General features: G+C 44.0%; 16 protein-coding genes. 15 read left to right on the top strand and 1 reads right to left on the bottom strand.

Annotated elements, in window-relative coordinates; translation table 11 throughout:
- The first annotated feature begins 104 nt into the window (after positions 1-104).
- From dusB to RDV52_RS03490, 7 genes are all read left to right on the top strand, one after another.
- Positions 105-1,076: a tRNA dihydrouridine synthase DusB gene (gene dusB / locus RDV52_RS03460; protein WP_004367064.1), complete on the top strand. Its 972-nt coding sequence runs from the start codon at positions 105-107 to the stop codon at positions 1,074-1,076.
- Between the two features lie 125 nt (positions 1,077-1,201).
- On the top strand, positions 1,202-2,236 hold the full coding sequence (gene ruvB, locus RDV52_RS03465; protein ID WP_004367063.1) for a Holliday junction branch migration DNA helicase RuvB: 1,035 nt from the start codon (positions 1,202-1,204) through the stop codon (positions 2,234-2,236).
- A 168-nt stretch (positions 2,237-2,404) separates the two neighbouring features.
- Complete coding sequence (locus RDV52_RS03470) at positions 2,405-2,875, top strand: DUF4252 domain-containing protein (RefSeq protein ID WP_004367062.1); 471 nt, start codon at positions 2,405-2,407, stop codon at positions 2,873-2,875.
- A 4-nt stretch (positions 2,876-2,879) separates the two neighbouring features.
- Entirely contained in the window at positions 2,880-3,380 is a 501-nt protein-coding gene (locus tag RDV52_RS03475; protein ID WP_004367061.1) for a DUF4252 domain-containing protein, read from the top strand.
- A 23-nt stretch (positions 3,381-3,403) separates the two neighbouring features.
- A complete protein-coding gene (locus tag RDV52_RS03480; RefSeq protein ID WP_004367060.1) occupies positions 3,404-3,904 on the top strand; it encodes an RNA polymerase sigma factor in 501 nt (166 codons plus the stop codon).
- Complete coding sequence (locus RDV52_RS03485) at positions 3,904-4,395, top strand: hypothetical protein (protein WP_004363229.1); 492 nt, start codon at positions 3,904-3,906, stop codon at positions 4,393-4,395. Before RDV52_RS03480 ends, RDV52_RS03485 begins: the two co-directional genes overlap by 1 nt.
- Before the next feature lie 2 nt (positions 4,396-4,397).
- Positions 4,398-4,847 carry a DUF4252 domain-containing protein gene (locus RDV52_RS03490; protein ID WP_004367059.1) on the top strand — a complete coding sequence of 150 codons (450 nt, stop codon included), beginning with the start codon at positions 4,398-4,400 and terminating at the stop codon, positions 4,845-4,847.
- Positions 4,848-5,071: 224 nt separating this feature from the next.
- On the opposite strand, the gene RDV52_RS03495 is transcribed toward RDV52_RS03490, so the two are convergent.
- Positions 5,072-7,777, bottom strand: coding sequence for a calcium-translocating P-type ATPase, PMCA-type (locus RDV52_RS03495; RefSeq protein WP_004367058.1), 2,706 nt, complete (start codon positions 7,775-7,777; stop codon positions 5,072-5,074).
- Positions 7,778-8,043: 266 nt separating this feature from the next.
- Here RDV52_RS03495 and rimP point away from each other — a divergent pair, with 266 nt between their 5' ends.
- The 8 genes from rimP (at position 8,044) to RDV52_RS03535 (ending at position 18,360) form a co-directional block, all read left to right on the top strand.
- Positions 8,044-8,511 (top strand): ribosome assembly cofactor RimP, encoded by a 468-nt coding sequence (gene rimP, locus RDV52_RS03500; protein WP_004363232.1) that lies wholly within the window; start codon positions 8,044-8,046, stop codon positions 8,509-8,511.
- Between the two features lie 4 nt (positions 8,512-8,515).
- Positions 8,516-9,778, top strand: a complete 1,263-nt coding sequence (nusA, locus tag RDV52_RS03505) for a transcription termination factor NusA (RefSeq protein WP_004367057.1) — start codon at positions 8,516-8,518, stop codon at positions 9,776-9,778.
- 114 nt (positions 9,779-9,892) lie between these two features.
- Positions 9,893-12,772: a translation initiation factor IF-2 gene (gene infB / locus RDV52_RS03510; RefSeq protein ID WP_004367056.1), complete on the top strand. Its 2,880-nt coding sequence runs from the start codon at positions 9,893-9,895 to the stop codon at positions 12,770-12,772.
- A gap of 203 nt (positions 12,773-12,975) precedes the next feature.
- On the top strand, positions 12,976-14,421 hold the full coding sequence (gene sufB, locus RDV52_RS03515) for a Fe-S cluster assembly protein SufB (protein ID WP_004367055.1): 1,446 nt from the start codon (positions 12,976-12,978) through the stop codon (positions 14,419-14,421).
- Positions 14,422-14,615: 194 nt separating this feature from the next.
- The gene (locus tag RDV52_RS03520; protein ID WP_223381178.1) at positions 14,616-14,990 is read left to right on the top strand and encodes a hypothetical protein; all 375 of its coding nucleotides are present in this window, start codon (positions 14,616-14,618) and stop codon (positions 14,988-14,990) included.
- 12 nt (positions 14,991-15,002) lie between these two features.
- Positions 15,003-15,755: a Fe-S cluster assembly ATPase SufC gene (gene sufC / locus RDV52_RS03525; RefSeq protein ID WP_004363237.1), complete on the top strand. Its 753-nt coding sequence runs from the start codon at positions 15,003-15,005 to the stop codon at positions 15,753-15,755.
- 11 nt (positions 15,756-15,766) lie between these two features.
- Complete coding sequence (gene sufD, locus RDV52_RS03530) at positions 15,767-17,110, top strand: Fe-S cluster assembly protein SufD (protein ID WP_004367053.1); 1,344 nt, start codon at positions 15,767-15,769, stop codon at positions 17,108-17,110.
- 14 nt (positions 17,111-17,124) lie between these two features.
- Positions 17,125-18,360 (top strand): aminotransferase class V-fold PLP-dependent enzyme, encoded by a 1,236-nt coding sequence (locus tag RDV52_RS03535; RefSeq protein ID WP_040556924.1) that lies wholly within the window; start codon positions 17,125-17,127, stop codon positions 18,358-18,360.
- Positions 18,361-18,626: the final 266 nt, after the last annotated feature.

Here is an 18,626-nt window from a genome sequence, read left to right on the forward strand (position 1 = left end):
CGACTGAGAGCCAATATATTTAGTACGATTAGACGAACAGTTATAGCCTTTGTCAGTGCATTTTTTTAACTTGCAATTCGAATAAAAAGCACTACCTTTGCAGTATGAAAATAGGAACGATAGATTTTGGAGAACGCCCTTTGTTCTTGGCACCGATGGAAGATGTAACCGATATAGGCTTCCGTAAAATGTCCAAACGCTTCGGTGCAGCAATGGTCTATACAGAGTTTGTGTCGGCAGATGCTGTCATACGCAGTATAAAATCGACACTCAACAAGATTGTTATTGACGAAGAGGAACGCCCCGTAGGTATTCAGATATATGGAAAAGATGTAGAATCGATGGTTGAAGCTGCCAAGATAGTAGAGCAGGTAAAGCCCGATGTAATCGACATAAACTTTGGTTGCCCCGTGAAGAAGGTTGCCAATAAAGGGGCAGGCTCAGGTATGTTGAAGAACATACCGTTGCTATTGGAGATAACACGCGAGGTTGTGAAGGCTGTAAACACACCTGTTACGGTGAAAACACGCTTGGGTTGGGACGATAACAACCTCATTATAACCGACCTTGCCGAACAACTTCAGGACTGTGGAATACAGGCATTGACTATCCACGGTCGCACTCGCGCACAGATGTACACAGGTGAAGCCGACTGGACACTTATAGGTGAGGTGAAGAAAAATCCACGAATACATATTCCTATTATAGGAAATGGCGATGTAACCAGCGTTGCCGATGCACAGAAGCGTTTCGACAGCTATGGCGTAGATGCCGTAATGATAGGCAGAGCCACCTTTGGCTGCCCGTGGTTGTTTAGCGAAACCAATGCTCCAGATGCCCAAAAACTTACTTTGGACCATAAAATAGACATCTTGGAAGAGATGTTGCGCATCAACGTAGAGAAGATTGACGAGTATAGGGGCATACTGCATACCCGCCGACACCTTGCAGCTTCGCCCATTTTCAAAGGTGTTCCAGATTTCAAGCAAACACGAATTGCGATGCTTCGAGCTAACAAAATGGACGAACTCATCGGCATTTTGGAGATTTGCAGAGAACGTTTGCGGACACTTTGACGTGAATACAGCTACCGAAAACGTTAAATGTTTTATGGAGGAACCCACTTCGTTTCTCGTTTTTATTGGCTATCTTTGCAAACTACAAGTCTATTTGTTCGTGATAAAGACAGACGAAAGAAGGTATGAATGAAGATTTCGATATAAGAGAAGAACGATTTACAACAGCTGAAAAGGAATTTGAAAACGCACTGCGACCGCCGAAGTTCGACGACTTCAGTGGGCAAGACAAGGTGGTGGAAAACCTTCGGGTGTTTGTTGAAGCTGCCAAATATCGTGGCGAACCACTCGACCACACGTTGCTTCACGGTCCTCCGGGACTGGGAAAAACCACGTTGAGCAACATTATTGCCAACGAGTTGGGCGTCGGTTTTAAGATTACTTCGGGGCCTGTACTCGATAAACCGGGCGATTTGGCTGGCATTCTTACATCGCTCGAACCTAACGACGTGTTGTTCATCGACGAAATTCACCGCCTTTCTCCCGTTGTTGAAGAGTACCTTTATTCGGCAATGGAGGACTATCGAATCGACATTATGATTGATAAAGGCCCTTCGGCACGCTCTATTCAGATAGACTTAAATCCGTTTACACTTGTTGGAGCGACTACCCGCAGCGGACTTTTAACGGCTCCTTTGCGTGCTCGTTTTGGCATTAATCTGCATTTAGAGTATTATGCACCCGAAACTTTGAGCCGCATTATAAAGCGTTCTGCCAATCTTTTGAAGGTGCCCATTGAAGGCGATGCTGCCGTTGAAATAGCCCGACGCTCGCGCGGCACGCCCCGTATTTGCAATGCCTTGCTGCGTCGTGTACGCGATTTCGCACAGGTAAAAGGCAACGGAACCATCGACCACGCTATCGCACAGTCGTCGTTGCAGTCGCTGAACATCGACAAATACGGTCTTGACGAGATAGACAACAAGATACTTCTGACCATTATAGACAAGTTTCGTGGAGGTCCTGTCGGCGTTTCTACCATTGCAACGGCTATCGGCGAAGATGCAGGAACGCTGGAAGAAGTTTACGAACCTTATCTTATTATGGAAGGATTCATCAAGCGAACACCACGCGGACGTATGGCAACAGAGTTGGCTTACGAGCATCTTGGCAAGACAATGCGCGGTTCGGCGGTAAGCGAACCTTCGCTCTTTGAGTAACAATGGCTTGAGGTGCCCGTGCGGTACCTCAAGTATGGTTTTTATAAACTGCAATAAAGAAAAAATCAAATAAAAAGTATTTTTTCTTTTTTTCTCTGCCACAAAATCGCAACAACTTACGTCTATACCAATACAAGCAAATTAAAAACTCTTTAAAAGAATACGATTATGAGAACATTATTCATTTCACTTGCCCTCCTGGCAGTAAGTATGGTTGCTAAAGCACAAAATGTTGAAAGCATTTTTGAGCAGTTCAAAAATCACGAAAACGTAGAATTGGTAGACGTTCCTAAAGAATTGCTGGCTTTTGGCCTAAAGGCTTCGGGCAATAAAGATGCACAAAAGTGGGTAGACAAGATAGACCATCTGCGTGTATTGTCGCTCGAAGAGGCTACCAAAGCTACAAAGAAAGAATTTCAAAAGGCAGTGGAAGCCTTCAATTGGAAGGGCTACGACGAAATGATAAAAGTAAATTCGGAAGGTTCAAAGGTTAGAATAATGACGCAAGGTACCAATGAAATTATCAAACGTTTGGTTATTTACACCGTAGAGGACGACGAATGCGCCTTTGTAGTAATAGATGGCAACATCGCTCCGAAAGACATTGATGGCATCATAGAAAGTGCAACATCAAAGTAAGAATATGAGAAAACTACTTTTTATATTTGTTCTTGTTCTAAGCACGAGTACTGCAAGTGCCAGCCAACGAGTGGGCGATGACGTGCATAGCCTAATGGCGACATTCAAAAACGCCAAGCACGCAGAGTACAACCACGTAGGAAAACTGTTGTTTGCGTTTGCCAAGACCTTTATAAAAGATAGCGACGAAGATGCGCAGGCTATGCTGAAGTGCATCAAATCGGTAAAGACGTTAGACCTTTACCTGTGTTCAGATGATGTGAAAAGAAACTTTTGGACACAGGCAAAACGCATAAACGACAGAAGCTACCACGAACTTGTCAGGCAGAACAAGAAAGATGGCTTTTCAAGTGTTCAGATTAAGATGAAGCATGGTGTAGTTCGCGAACTTGTTGTCATTGATGCTGAAGGCTCCGATTGCTCCCTTGTATTGGTAAAAGGTAAAATCCCTTTGAGCAAGCTCAGCGAGGTTATCAATAGCCAAAGCAAGAAAAAGAAGAAGTAAACACGCTCACGAAACAGTTATAAATGGAAGCCTCGCAATTCAAAGCAATCTTCTTGCCGTGCCATCGCAGACTTTATGTGGTGGCATGGCGCCTGACGGGCAATACGCAGGCTGCCGAAGACTTGGTGCAGGAAACCTTTCTGCGACTCTGGACACGTCGCCATCAGCTTGCCGACATCGAAAACCCAGAGGCTTACAGCATTATGACGTTGCGCCGAATATTCTACGATATAAAACGTACAAAGCACATTGATGAAGCCGAACGGGACGTTAGCGAAATGCAACATAAAGCAACCGAGAACCTAAGCGAGCGTATTGACGCGCAAGACCAATGGCAACGCATCAGAGCAATGATACTTGCGCTGCCCGACCCGCAAGGAAAGGTGATGCTTATGCGCGATGTGGAAGGGCGGACATACGAAGAAATCAGTGCCGAAACAGGACTTACGGAAGTTAATCTACGTTCTGTTCTGAGTCGGGCACGAAAGAAAATAAGAGAAAGAATAAAGGAAATAAAGCGATAATGGAAACGAAGGAAACAAAGAAACTATTGGAACGGTTTTACAACGGATTGACCGATGAAACCGAGGAAAAACGTCTTGCGGAGTACTTCTGTAGCAATGAGGTAGACGAGGAATTGCGCGAGGAGGCCGAAATGTTCCTTGCGCTGCAGCAAAATGCAGCCATTGAGGTGCCGTTCGATTTGGAAAGCAAGATAGAACGACAAATAAATCAATGGAACACGGTAGAGTCTACGGCACGCAAAACGGCACGCAGGGCAGGCTTGCGTTGGGTGGTAGGCATTGCAGCCAGTATATTGATATTGCTGGCGGTAGGTATCTTTGTCGATAAACACGAAAGCAAGCAGTTGTCAGACATTGATAAGATCGATACCTACGATAACCCCGAAGATGCCTATGCCACAGCAAACAAAGCCCTGACCAAGTTTTCCGTATCGCTCAACAAGGGATTGGAAGCAATCAATAACGTAACAAAACAATCAACAGACAAATAAAAATGAAGAAGATATTACTATTTTTACTATTCGGGTTCACATTCAATTTTGCTTTCGCACAGAAGGCATTCTTCGAGAAGTACGACGATAAGGAAGGCATATCGACCGTTTATATTTCGGCAACAATGTTGAGAATGATGGGCAATGTGCAGGCGGGCAACAAAGACATAACCCGCATTGCAAAACGATTAGACCATATTCAGGTGTTGGAATGCGAGCGTCCTTCGCTCATCAATAGTATAAAGAATGCTGCCTTTGCTTACTACAAACAAGCTAAGTACGCCGTTGTGATGAAAACGAAAAGCAATGGCGAAGATGTAACGATATATGAGAAGAGATACAAGAACGGCAAAAACGAATACGTACTGCTGACAGTTGAACGCGACGAACTTACCATTGTAAACCTGTTAGGTCGTGTCTCGTTAGAAGAAATTCAGGCTATTGCGAAGTAATTTGTTTTCGTTTTATCCTACAACTCTAAGGTCTTTCAGAATTAGCTTATTGAAACTTCCAAAAAATCAGACATCAGTTTTGAACGTGACTGATATCTAAAACGAGTGTGACAGATCTAATTTTTTGCTTATTAACACACAATAAGAGACTGATTGTACCGATGAAACTGTTTATATATTCGTGTAAATGTGTAGTTCTTTCTCTGTTTTATCCAAATAGATTCTTACGATTTCTTTTTGGAGGTAAACCATCTGAAGACTTCGCCAAGTAGTAATACTCCCGATGAAGCCAAAATAATAGTAGTCCAGTCGGTAAGGCTTAAAGGCGTTACGCTGAACATCTGGCCGCCCAATTCGACAATGAGAATTTGTCCAATAAGTATCATTAGAACGATGAAGTTGACCCCTTTACACCCTTTGAAGTGGAAAGCGCTTCGGTTTGTGGCAAAGGCACGGGCATTAAACATGTTCCAGAACTGCAGCATAACGAACATTGTGAAGAACAAACTTAACTCGTATAGCGTAAGTCCTCTATGACTTCCCAAGTGTAGATGCAGCAAGTCGGTCATTTGTCTGACATCAGCATATTCCAAAACATAGAGAAATGCCAAGAGTGTAACGAAAAAGATACCACCCAGTGAAGCAATGCGTATCCACATGCTACGTGTTATAATAAAGGCGTGCCGGTCGCGTGGCTGGTCGTTCATCACCCTTTGTGAAGGAGGTAACGATGCAAGAGCCATTGCAGCAAAAGTGTCCATGATAAGATTTACCCATAACATTTGCGTAACAGTGAGCGGACTTTGCGTTCCCATAAAAGCACCAGCAACAACAATGAGACATGCAACAACGTTTACAGTAAGCTGGAAAAGTATAAAACGCTGTATGTTTTGGTACAAGCTTCGTCCCCACATTACAGCACGACCGATGGATAGAAATGAATTATCTATAATGGTAATGTCAGATGCCTCCTTTGCAACACTCGTTCCGTCCCCCATCGACAGACCAACATGTGCAGCCTTCAGTGCAGGAGCATCGTTGGTTCCATCACCCGTAACTGCCACTATTTGATTGAGCGATTGCAAACTCTCCACCAAACGCTTCTTGTCCATTGGCTTTGCACGTGCAATAATCTTTAAGTCAAGCACACGCTGCTTCAGTTCCTCATTGGTAAGCGCTTCAAGTTCTGGTCCGGTAATAATGTTCCGGTCGGTATCATTCGGTGTCCACAACCCTACCTGTCTTCCAATTTCTTTTGCTGTTCCAGGTGTATCGCCCGTAACAATTTTTACGCTGATACCCGCATTCATACATTCTTTTACAGCAGCTGGCACTTCCTTGCGCACAGGGTCTGAGATGGCAACGATACCCAGGAAACAGAAGTTTACGTCAATGTCGGTCGCACCATTCATTATTTTACCAATAATGCCAGCTTCCAAATTAGCCGAAGTTGTTTGTGGTAGTTCAAGATAAGCGAAACCTAATGTACGCATAGCCTGGCTTTGCCACGTTTGCAGTTGAGCAAAAACTTCGTCCCATGAAGTGTCGCCTGCCAATGACTTACAATATTGCCAAATAATGTCGGTTGCACCTTTCAGATATAATATATTCTTGCCAGGGAACAGAGCCGAACGCACCAGTGTTGCCATATATTTTCGGTCGGTGGAGAATGGGAGTTCATCTATAACCTCAACATCGTCACGCATTTGTTGATAGCTAATTCCTTGTTCGTACAACCATAAGAGCAGAGCTCCCTCGGTAGGGTTACCCAAGGCAACAGGTTTCCCAGGGGTAGAAAGGTCGAGCGATGCTGTAGAGTTAACAGCGATGCCTTCTGTCAGCAAAGCTTTGTGTGTACTATTTCTATTATCAGCTCGCATAGCATATACACGCATTTGGTTTTGTGTAAGCGTACCAGTTTTATCAGTACAAATTACGGTCGTAGCACCCATAGTTTCGCATGCATGCAACTTCCTTACAAGATTGTTGGATTGTAGCATTCTGTGCATAGAGTATGCCAAACTCAATGTAACAGCCATTGGTAATCCCTCGGGAACGGCAACCACAATGAGCGTTACACAAATCATGATACTGTCTAAGAGATACTGAATGAAATGTACCCAACTAAAAGAATATTCGTTGAAGAACATTAGTACACGACCAGCCAGAATTAATATGCCCAAGGCATAGCTCAGCCATGTAATGAGTCTTCCAAGCCCGTTTAATTGCTCTGTTAATGGTGTTTTTACACTTTTATCTATCTGTGCCGCAGTGAAGACTTTGCCGTTCTCCGTTGCATCGCCTATGCGAGTAACGAGGAAAATGCCGTGTCCCTCCATAACTTTCGTTCCTCGTAGAACAAAGTTGGTGGGGAAAGTAGCATCAGCGTCAAACTCTTCAGGTTTGGTGCTTTTTTTACAAATGGGTTCACCTGTTAGCGAAGATTCGTCCACACTTAATACAACAGCAGAGAGAAGTTCTCCATCGGCAGGAATATTTGCCCCAGTATTGAGTAGAACTATGTCGCCCACAACAATATCGCGTTTTGGAATGTTCGTGGGATTGCCGTCTCTTATAACTTCAACAAGTTCGTCATCGTCTACTTGGTTTAGTATGGCAAAAGCCTTGTTTGCTCTTTCTTCAAAGAAAAATGCCAAACCTGTAGCAAGCAAGATTGCTATAAAAATACCTACCGGTTCAAAAAAAACTTTCGTTCCTTCGTTAAGACCAAAATATTCGTAGAATGATATACTGACAGAGAAGATACCGGCAATAAGAAGTATGACAATGAGCGGATCGTTAAATTTTGCAATAAATCTCTTCCAAAGTGGGGTTTGCAATGGTGGAGTTAATATGTTCGCTCCGAATTTTGCCCTGCTCTCTTCGACTTCTTGTTCGCTAAGTCCTACATAATGTTGCTTGTGTTCCATAAAAATAACAATGAGATGCAAAGGTAATTAATTTACAATAAACTACGTTTGTTTTCTATAAGAATGTACCTTGACATAAAGAAAAGCTATAAAATATTTGGCAGTCAACAGATTTATTACTAACTTTGCACCCGTTCAGAGGAATGAGGGGCTTTAGAAAGTTCCTCATTTTTCATATCCTTTAGTGAGATAAGTTGGCTGTTTTCGATTTCTATCTTAAAATGTAATTGTAAAACCCGTGGACGATAAAGACACTTTAGACGCATATGATAGATAAAAACATTGTAAAAAGGCTTGTAGACGAATGGTTGGAAGGTAAAGAATACTTTATTGTCGATATCCAGATAAGTCCTGAAAGTAAAATCGTAGTTGAAATAGACCACGCTGATGGCGTGTGGATTGAGGATTGCGTTGAATTGAGTAAGTTTATTGAGGAACACCTCTCACGCGATGAAGAAGATTACGAGCTTGAAGTTGGTTCGGCAGGATTAGGGCAACCATTCAAAGTACCACAACAATATATTAACTTTATAGGAAAAGAAGTTGAGGTGTTAGACCAAGACGGGAGCAAGGTGAAGGGAATTCTGAAAAGTGTTGATGGAAATAAATTTATAGTTTCGGTCAATGAAAAAGTACGCGTGGAAGGAAAGAAACGTCCTGTAAAGATGGACGTTGATCACGAGTACGACATGAATGAAGTAAAATACACAAAATATCTAATTAGTTTCAAGTAGAACTATGGCATTAAAAAAAGAAGAAGAACGTCCGAATATGATCGAGACTTTCAAAGAGTTTAAAGATACGAAGAGCATCGATCGAACAACATTGGTAAGCGTTTTGGAAGAGAGTTTCCGTAACGTTATTGCCAAAAAATACGGATCTGACGAAAACTTCGATGTTATTGTAAACCCTGACAAGGGCGATTTAGAGATATATCGGAACCGTGTTGTTGTCGCAGACGGAGAGGTGCAAGATGAAAATAAAGAGATTAGTTTGACCGATGCACAGAAAATAGAACCTGATTATGAAGTGGGAGAAGATGTCTCTGAACCCGTGAACTTTGCCAAGTTTGGCCGTCGGGCTATTCTTAATCTCCGTCAGACGTTGGCTTCGAAAGTGTTAGAATTAGAACACGATTCTTTATACAACAAATATAAGGACCACGTAGGACAGATTATATCAGGAGAGGTATATCAGGTTTGGAAGCGGGAAGTGTTGCTCGTAGACGAGGAGAATAATGAACTAATTCTTCCTAAAGGAGAACAAATTCCGCGCGACCAATATCGTAAGGGCGAGACTATACGTGCCGTGATTTTACGTGTTGATAACGAGAATAATAATCCGAAGATAATTCTTTCGCGTACAGCACCAACTTTCTTGGAACGGTTGCTTGAAGCAGAAGTCCCAGAAATAGAAGATGGACTTATTAGTATAAAAGGTATAGCACGTATGCCTGGCGAACGTGCAAAGATTGCTGTAGAAAGTTACGACGACCGTATCGACCCTGTTGGTGCCTGCGTTGGTGTACGCGGTAGTCGTGTTCATGGTATCGTACGCGAACTTTGCAACGAAAACATCGATGTTATCAACTGGACTGCTAATACAAAGCTATTCATACAACGTGCTTTGTCTCCTGCTAAAGTAAGCAGTCTGACTATCAATGAAGAAGAGAAAAAGGCAGAAGTGTTTTTACAACCAGAAGAGGTTAGTCTGGCTATCGGACGTAGCGGTATGAACATTAAGTTAGCAAGCATGCTGACGGGCTACACCATTGACGTGTTCCGTGAACTTGATGAACAAACAGCCGAGGAAGATATCTATTTAGATGAATTCTCTGATGAAATAGACAAATGGGTTATTGATGCCATAAAATCTATAGGACTCGACACAGCTCGTCAGGTATTGAATGCTCCTCGTGAGATGCTAATAGAGAAGGCAGACCTCGAGGAAGAGACTGTTGATAACGTTTTGAATATCCTCAGAGCGGAGTTTGAAAGTTAGGTGTCTATGAACAGATATTCCGTTTAAGGCTTTTTTATAATAAGCTCGTAGTATCTGTTCTTTAGTTCGAGAGTAAAAACATAACACCACATTCAGAAAAAGAAAGGAATATTAATGAGCATCAGATTAAACAAAGCAATTCGAGAACTAAATATAGGACTCCAAACAGCAGTGGAGTTCTTGGAAAAACGACAGGAACTGGGTGAAGTAAAGGGAGATCCCAACTTTAAACTTAGTGATGACCAATTTAAGGCGCTTGAAAAAGAATTTAAGCCAGACCAGGTTGTTAAGAATGATGCTGCTAAAATCTTCCAGAAAAAACAAAAAGATAAAGTACGCACAAAGAAAACGTCTGAACACAAGACAGAAAAATTAGCGAAACAAGAAACTCCCAAAATTAAGATGCTTGGAAAAATAGACCTCGAACAGCTGAGTAAGCCTACTACTAAAGTATCTGTTGCTTCTAAAGAAAAGAAAAGTAGAAAGAATGAGGCGGAAATTAATAAACAAGTAGAAAAAGAAAAGAAGACCGAAATAACCTCTTCTAAGGAAAAAGAAGCTGTTGAAGTAAAGTCTGCTGTAAAAGAAAAAGTTGAAGAACTCCCAAACCAAACAATTACGAAAGAAAAATCAAAGAAGGTTGAAGAATTTCAGAAAACCGATATTTCTACATCGGAAACCTTAAAGAAGGAACCTATGGTTGAAAAAGAAAAGGAAGAGAAGAGGAACAAAAAAGAAATGACAGCTGAAGACAATGGCATATTTCAAACATCGAACGAAAAGAAAATGCTAAATCAGCCGAAGGTGAATATCTTAGGTAAAATAGACCTTAGTAGTATTAACCAAAGTACACGTCCAAAGAAAAAGACGAAGGAAGAACGCAGAAAAGAACGTGAAGATAAGTCTGCACAAAACGTGCAGGGAAAGAAGAAGCGTGTTCGTATAAACAAGGAACGTGTAGATATAAACGCTGCTGCAAACCAACAACAACCTGGTAAGCGTAACGGAAAGAAAAATAATAACGACAACTATGGCAAAAATGCTACTGGTGGAAAGAAAAAGCATAACCGCAACCAGAAACCTTTAGAGGTTGATGACGAAGCAGTAGCACGTCAGGTAAAAGAAACGCTTGCACGCCTTACAAGCAAGAGTCAGAATAAAAAAGGTGCTAAGTATCGTAAGGAAAAGCGTGAAGCCGTTCAAGAACGATTGAGTGCTGAGGCTAAGGCAGAACGCAAGGAAAGCAAAACGCTGAAGCTGACAGAATTTGTTACCGTTTCAGAGTTGGCTACAATGATGAATTTGCCTGTAACACAGGTTATTTCAACTTTGATGTCAGTTGGTATAATGGTGTCAATCAACCAGCGTCTCGATGCGGAAACCATTAACTTGGTAGCTGACGAATTTGGCTTTAAGACCGAATACGTGAGTGCAGAAGTTCAAGAAGCTATCAGCGAAGAGGCTGACGAAGAAACCGACCTTGTAAGTCGCGCACCTATCGTAACGGTAATGGGACACGTAGACCACGGTAAGACATCATTGCTCGACCATATCCGCAATACCAACGTGATTGCTGGTGAGGCGGGGGGTATTACACAGCACATCGGTGCTTACAGTGTAACTCTGAAGAGTGGACGTAAGGTAACATTCCTCGATACTCCAGGACACGAAGCGTTTACCGCTATGCGTGCTCGTGGTACACAGGTAACAGATATTGCCATCATCATTATTGCTGCCGACGACTCTGTCATGCCTACTACAAAAGAGGCGATAGCGCACGCTCAGGCAGCAGGCGTACCAATGGTATTTGCCATTAACAAGATTGATAAACCCGGTGCTAACCCTGATAAGATACGTGAAGACTTGTCGCAAATGAATCTGCTCGTAGAAGAGTGGGGCGGTAAGTACCAATGTCAGGAGATTAGTGCAAAGAAAGGTTTGGGCGTTGCCGACTTGCTTGACAAGGTTTTACTCGAAGCTGATATGCTCGATTTGAAAGCTAATCCTAATCGCAATGCAACAGGTACAGTCATTGAATCTTCATTGGACAAGGGACGTGGCTATGTAAGTACTGTGCTTGTTTCTAATGGTACATTGAAAGTTGGCGACAATATGATTGCAGGAACATCGTGGGGACGCATCAAGGCGATGTTCAACGAACGTAACCAACGTGTAGAGAAGGCTGGTCCTTCTGAACCTGTTATAATTCTTGGATTGAACGGTGCACCGACAGCGGGTGATACATTCCACGTTATGGAAACCGAGCAAGAGGCGCGCGACATTGCCAACAAGCGTGAACAATTGCAGCGCGAACAAGGCTTGCGTACACAAACACGTTTGACATTGTCGGATATTTCTCATCGTATCGCCCGTGGCGAGTTCCACGAAATGAACATCATTGTGAAGGGTGATACCGACGGTTCTATCGAAGCACTTGCAGATTCATTCATCAAGCTTTCTACCGAAAAGGTGAATGTGAACGTAATCAGCAAGGCGGTTGGACAGATTTCTGAAAACGACGTGATGCTTGCTGCAGCTTCAGATGCTGTCATTGTCGGCTTCCAAGTGCGCCCTTCTGCCGATGCGCGTAAGTTGGCAGACCGCGACGGCGTAGAAATCAACACCTATTCAGTTATCTACGATGCGATTGACGACGTAACGTCAGCGATGGTCGGAATGCTTGACAAGGTGAAGAAGGAAATCGTTACCGGTCAGGTGGAAGTGCAACAAGTATTCAAAATATCAAAGGTTGGTACTGTTGCAGGTTGTATCGTTACCGAAGGAAAGGTACACAGCAAAGACAAAGGCCGTGTTATTCGCGATGGTATCGTAATCCATACGGCACCAATCAGTGCGTTGAAGCGTTACAAAGACGATGTGAAGGAAGTTGTAACAGGATTGGAATGCGGTATTTCGCTTGTTAATTACAACGACCTGCAAACGGGTGATATGATTGAGACATTCACCGAAATAGAGGTAGAACAAAAACTCTAAGATATGTGCCAAACCGCCTCTCATTTCCATAGGAAAAGCGAGGCGGTTTGTATTTTGGTAACAAATGTTACGGAAAAGAATATCGGCACAATCTTTGTCTGCATATAATACATTATGTATAAGGTGGTGCAAGAAGAATGAAAAGCAGATGTTGGAATTTGCTTTTCATTAGTTCAACCGCCTAATAAAAAGGTAAAAAGTAAATGTCAGAAAATAATAGCAATGAGTATGTAAGGAAAGTGGCTGAACAAAAATACGAGTTTGGGTTCACCACTGATGTGCATACGGATATTATCCCGAAGGGCTTAAACGAAGATGTCGTTAGGCTTATTTCGGAGAAGAAAGGGGAACCTGAATGGCTCCTCGATTTTCGTTTAAAGGCGTTTCGCCATTGGCAAACTATGGAGATGCCAAAGTGGCCGCATCTGAACTTGCCTGAAATAGACTATCAGGCGATTTCCTACTATGCCGACCCATTGGCGAAGAAGCCTAAGAACAAGGAAATAGACCCTGAATTGGAAAAAACCTTCGACAAACTTGGTATTCCACTTGAGGAACGGTTGGCATTGAGTGGTGTGGCGGTAGATGCCATTATGGACTCGGTGTCGGTGAAGACTACCTTCAAGAAGCAGTTGGCTGAAAAAGGAATTATCTTTTGTTCGATTGGTGAAGCCGTGAAGGAGCACCCCGAATTGGTGCGCCAATATTTAGGAACGGTCGTTCCCTACAAGGATAACTTTACGGCGGCACTCAACTCGGCAGTATTCAGCGATGGCTCGTTTGTGTATATTCCGAAAGGCGTTCGCTGTCCGATGGAGTTGAGTTCGTACTTCCGCATCAATGCGATGAATACGGGGCAGTTTGAGCGCACATTGATTATTGCCGACGACGATTCGTATGTGAGTTATCTTGAAGGTTGCACGGCTCCGATGCGCGACGAAAACCAACTTCACGCAGCCATTGTCGAAATCGTCGTATTGGCGAATGCGGAAGTGAAGTATTCAACGGTTCAGAACTGGTATCCAGGCGATGAAAACGGCAAAGGTGGCGTGTTGAACCTCGTAACCAAGCGTGGCGACCTGCGTGGCAAGAACTCTAAACTCTCGTGGACACAGGTAGAAACGGGGTCGGCTATTACGTGGAAATATCCATCGTGCATCTTGCGTGGCGACAACTCGCAGGCGGAGTTCTATTCTGTAGCCGTTACCAACAACTATCAAGAAGCCGACACGGGCACGAAGATGATACATTTGGGCAAGAACACAAAGAGTACCATCATCTCAAAAGGTATTTCGGCAGGCAAGAGTCAGAACTCCTATCGCGGATTGGTGCGTGTTGCGCTCAATGCCGACAATGCGCGAAACTACAGTTCTTGCGACTCGTTGCTCTTGGGTTCAACCTGCGGTGCGCACACTTTTCCTTATATGGACGTGCATAACGATTCGGCAATCATCGAACACGAAGCTACGACATCGAAAATCAGCGAAGACCAACTGTTCTATTGCAATCAGCGAGGCATTCCTATGGAAGATGCTATCGGGTTGATAGTCAATGGTTATGCAAAAGATGTGCTGAATAAACTTCCGATGGAATTTGCTGTTGAGGCGCAAAAACTTCTCTCCGTTACCTTGGAAGGTACGGTGGGCTAAAACGAAAGATACAGAACAGACTCCAAAAAGATACCGAGCGAACTCCAAAAAGATATCGAGCAATCTTCAAAAAGATATCGAGCAATCTGCGAAAAGATATCGAGCGATTTAAAGCAGACTCTCGAACTGCTTTTTCAGAGTAGAAAAGAAACAATACGAAAGGTATGGAATACCCATTGAAAAGGAACAAACAGATGAAAAGAAAAATGCTGACGGCAGGACTGTTCTTAACTGTTTCTGTTTTGAATGCTCAAGATTGGCAACCCAAAACGTGGCAGAAATACGTCATAGAACAGAAAGTAAAGAGCGACACGCTCTGTGCTTCGCAAACGATTATGACTTACCGCAGAGCCGACGACGTGAAGATTGCACCGCAGGCTTTTCGCTGTGGACCTTTCTATGTTCCCGAGCCTCCAAGTCTGTTTGCAGAGCAGGAAGACGCTATTGAAAGAGCACGTTGGGAAGATAGAGACTATACTTTCGGACAAGCAATGGGAGAAGTCTTCTTAGAATTCGTAGGAAATATCTTTGTAGGAGCATTAGATAATTTATTATTCAAGAAACGATAATACAAAAACAATATGTTAGAAGTAAGAAATCTGCACGCTACTATTGCAGATAAAGAAATATTGAAAGGCATCGACCTTACCGTTAAAGATGGCGAAATACACGCCATTATGGGACCGAATGGTTCAGGAAAATCAACCCTTAGTGCAGTGCTCACGGGCAATCCGCTGTACACCGTAACCGATGGTTCGGCAGTGTTCAACGGTAAAGACCTCTTGGAAATGGGTGCAGACGAACGTGCCAACGAAGGCATCTTCCTTTCGTTCCAGTATCCAGTGGAAATTCCGGGCGTAAGTATGACCAACTTCATGAAAGCTGCCGTGAATGCAAAGCGCAAGTATCAAGGCTTGGAACCTTTGAAAGCAGCCGACTTTATGAAGCTGATGCGCGAGAAACGCGACCTCGTGGGTTTGGATTCAAAGCTTTCGCATCGCTCCGTAAACGAAGGTTTTTCGGGTGGTGAAAAGAAACGCAACGAAATTTTCCAGATGGCAATGTTGCAGCCAAAGCTCAGCATCTTGGACGAAACCGACTCAGGTCTCGACGTCGATGCTATGCGCATTGTTGCCGATGGAGTGAACAAGATGCACACTTCGGAGACTTCAACCATCGTTATCACCCACTACGACCGACTTTTGGATATGATAAAACCAAGCGTAGTACACATTCTGTACAACGGCCGCATCGTAAAGACAGGCGGTCCTGAACTTGCACGCGAAATAGAAAAGCGTGGCTACGATTGGATAAAAGCGGAAGCAGATAAATAGAAAGGCTGAACATGCAAAGCGAAAAACAATATATAGACTTATATAACGAGACGCAAGGAATGATAAAGCAACATTCCTGCGACGTCTTGAACAAGGTGCGCGACAAGGCTTTCGAGGATTTCAAGGCACAGGGTTTCCCTACGAAAAAGGTGGAACGCTACAAATATACCGATATTCCAAAGCTGTTCGCACCCGACTATGGATTGAATTTGCAGCGATTGAGAATGCCTATCAATCCTTACGAAGACTTTAAGTGCGACGTTCCAAACCTAAACACTTCGGTCTATTTCGTTGTGAACGACCAGTTCTACAACGACCAGTTGCCCAAAGCGCAGCTCAACGACGGCATAGTTGTCGATAGCTTCTCAAACGCCATTAAGACGCATGGCGAAATCATAACCAACCATTATGCCAAGCTTGCTGATACAGCCAAAGATGCCTTGACGGCTTTCAATACAATGTTGGCGCAGGACGGCTTGTTCGTTTATGTGCCGAAAGGTGTAAAATCCGACCGCACCATACAGGTTATCAACATTCTTCGTTCCGATGTAGACCTTATGCTGAACCGTCGCATACTCATCGTACTTGAGGAGGGAGCGGAACTCTCAATGCTCTTTTGCGACGACTCTGCCGACGACCGCAAGTTCCTTGCCACACAGGTAATCGAGGCATACGTTGGCGACAATGCAAAGTTGGAACTGAACTGCTTGGAGGAAACCCATCTGAAGAACGTGCGCGTTTCAAATGTTTACATCGAACAGCAAAGCAACAGCCGTGTGTCGCACAACATTATCACGCTTCATAATGGAGTAACCCGCAACAAGCTCGATTTGACTTTCAGTGGCGAAGGCAGCGAATGTTTCCTGAACGGTTGCGTAGTTGCCGATAAGCATCAGCACGTTGATAACAATACCGTAATCAACCACGCAGTGGGCAATTGTACGAGCAATCAACTATACAAGTATGTGCTCGACGACCACGCCGTGGGTGCTTTCGCAGGTCTTATCTATGTGGCAAAGGACGCACAGAAGACGCTTTCACACGAAGTGAACCAGAATCTGTGTGCTGCTTCTACTGCCCACATGTACACCCAGCCTATGCTTGAAATCTATGCAGATGACGTTCAGTGCAACCACGGCTCAACGGTTGGTCAGCTTAACGATGCCGCCCTCTTCTATATGCAGCAGCGTGGTATCGACAAGCGCGAGGCAAAGCTCCTTCTTGAGTTTGCTTTCGTGAACGAAGTAATCGATAAAATGGAACTTGTTCCGCTCCGCGACCGTCTCCACCACTTGGTAGAAAAACGCTTCCGTGGCGAACTCGACAAGTGTGGCGGCTGCAAGCTGTGCCAATAAAAGAAGTAAAGATGATGTACGATATATCTAAGGTGCGTGCCGATTTCCCAATCCTTTCACGCACGATTTACGGAAAACCGTTGGTTTATCTCGACAATGCGGCAACCACACAGAAACCTCTCTGTGTGTTGGACGCCATGCGCGACGAGTATCTCAACGTAAATGCAAATGTGCATCGTGGCATTCATTGGCTTTCCCAACAAGCTACCGACTTGCACGAGGCTGCGCGCGAAACGGTGCGGAAGTTCATCAACGCCCGTTCCACTGCCGAAATAGTGTTCACGCGTGGCACCACCGAGAGCCTTAATCTCGTGGCTTCTTCTTTCTGCGAAGGTTTTATGCAAGAGGGCGACGAGGTCATTGTTTCCAACGTAGAGCACCATTCCAACATCGTGCCTTGGCAAATTCTTGCCCAGCGTCGTGGCATAGTTCTGAAGGTAATCCCAATCGACGACGAAGGTGTGTTCGATATGGAGGCTTTCCAAAAGCTCATTACCGAGAAGACAAAACTCGTCAGTGTAGCCCACGTCAGCAACGTAATGGGTACGATTAACCCTGTTCGTGAAATCGTTCGCATCGCCCACGCCCACGATATTCCTGTAATGCTCGACGGTGCACAGAGTGTTCCTCACTTTGCCGTTGATGTTCAGGAGTTGGATTGCGAGTTCTTCGCTTTCAGCGGACACAAGGTTTATGGCCCTACGGGTATTGGTGTGCTTTACGGTAAGGAAGAATGGTTAGACAAGCTGCCACCTTATCAGGGTGGTGGCGAGATGATAGAGCGTGTCAGTTTCAGCGGTACAACCTTCGAGCGTCCTCCTTTGAAGTTCGAAGCGGGTACGCCCGACTATGTAGCCACCCACGGTTTGGCAACTGCCCTTGACTATGTTGCCGAACTTGGAATGGAGAACATACACCAGCACGAGCAAATGCTTACAGCCTATGCCATAGAGCAGATGCGCAGTATTCCCGATATTCGCTTCTTAGGTGTGCCCAGCGATGCTACTGCTGCAGTATCTAATCACGATGCTGCCATAAGTTTCCTCGTTGGCGATATACACCCAATGGACTTGGGAACGCTTCTCGACCAACTTGGAATAGCAGTCCGCACAGGTCATCATTGCGCCCAGCCACTTATGGAACGTTTCAATATTGCAGGAACAGTCCGTGCTTCCTTCGCACTCTACAATACAAAAGAAGAGATAGACACCCTTGTGGCAGGCATTGAGCGAGTGGTTAAGATGTTTTAGCAGATAGTCTTTGAGCATTTAAATTTTGACGATTGTCATTCGTCGAAATCGTTCTTGTTTTGTAAAGGATATTTCCTTAAAAAGTGATAACTGCGCTTTGACATTGTAAAAGCGGCTGTTTTGCACGGTAAAAGCGTAGGTTTTGCATCGCAAAAGAGCCGCTTTCGCAATGCCAAATCGAAATTACCGTTTTCTCAACGAATTATCTTTACAAAACCGAGGCGGTTTTTCCACGTGTTGGCTGAAAGTTTCTAGAAATCCTAGAT

Source organism: Prevotella nigrescens, assembly GCF_031191185.1.
In the GTDB taxonomy this organism is placed as follows: Bacteria; Bacteroidota; Bacteroidia; order Bacteroidales; family Bacteroidaceae; genus Prevotella; species Prevotella nigrescens.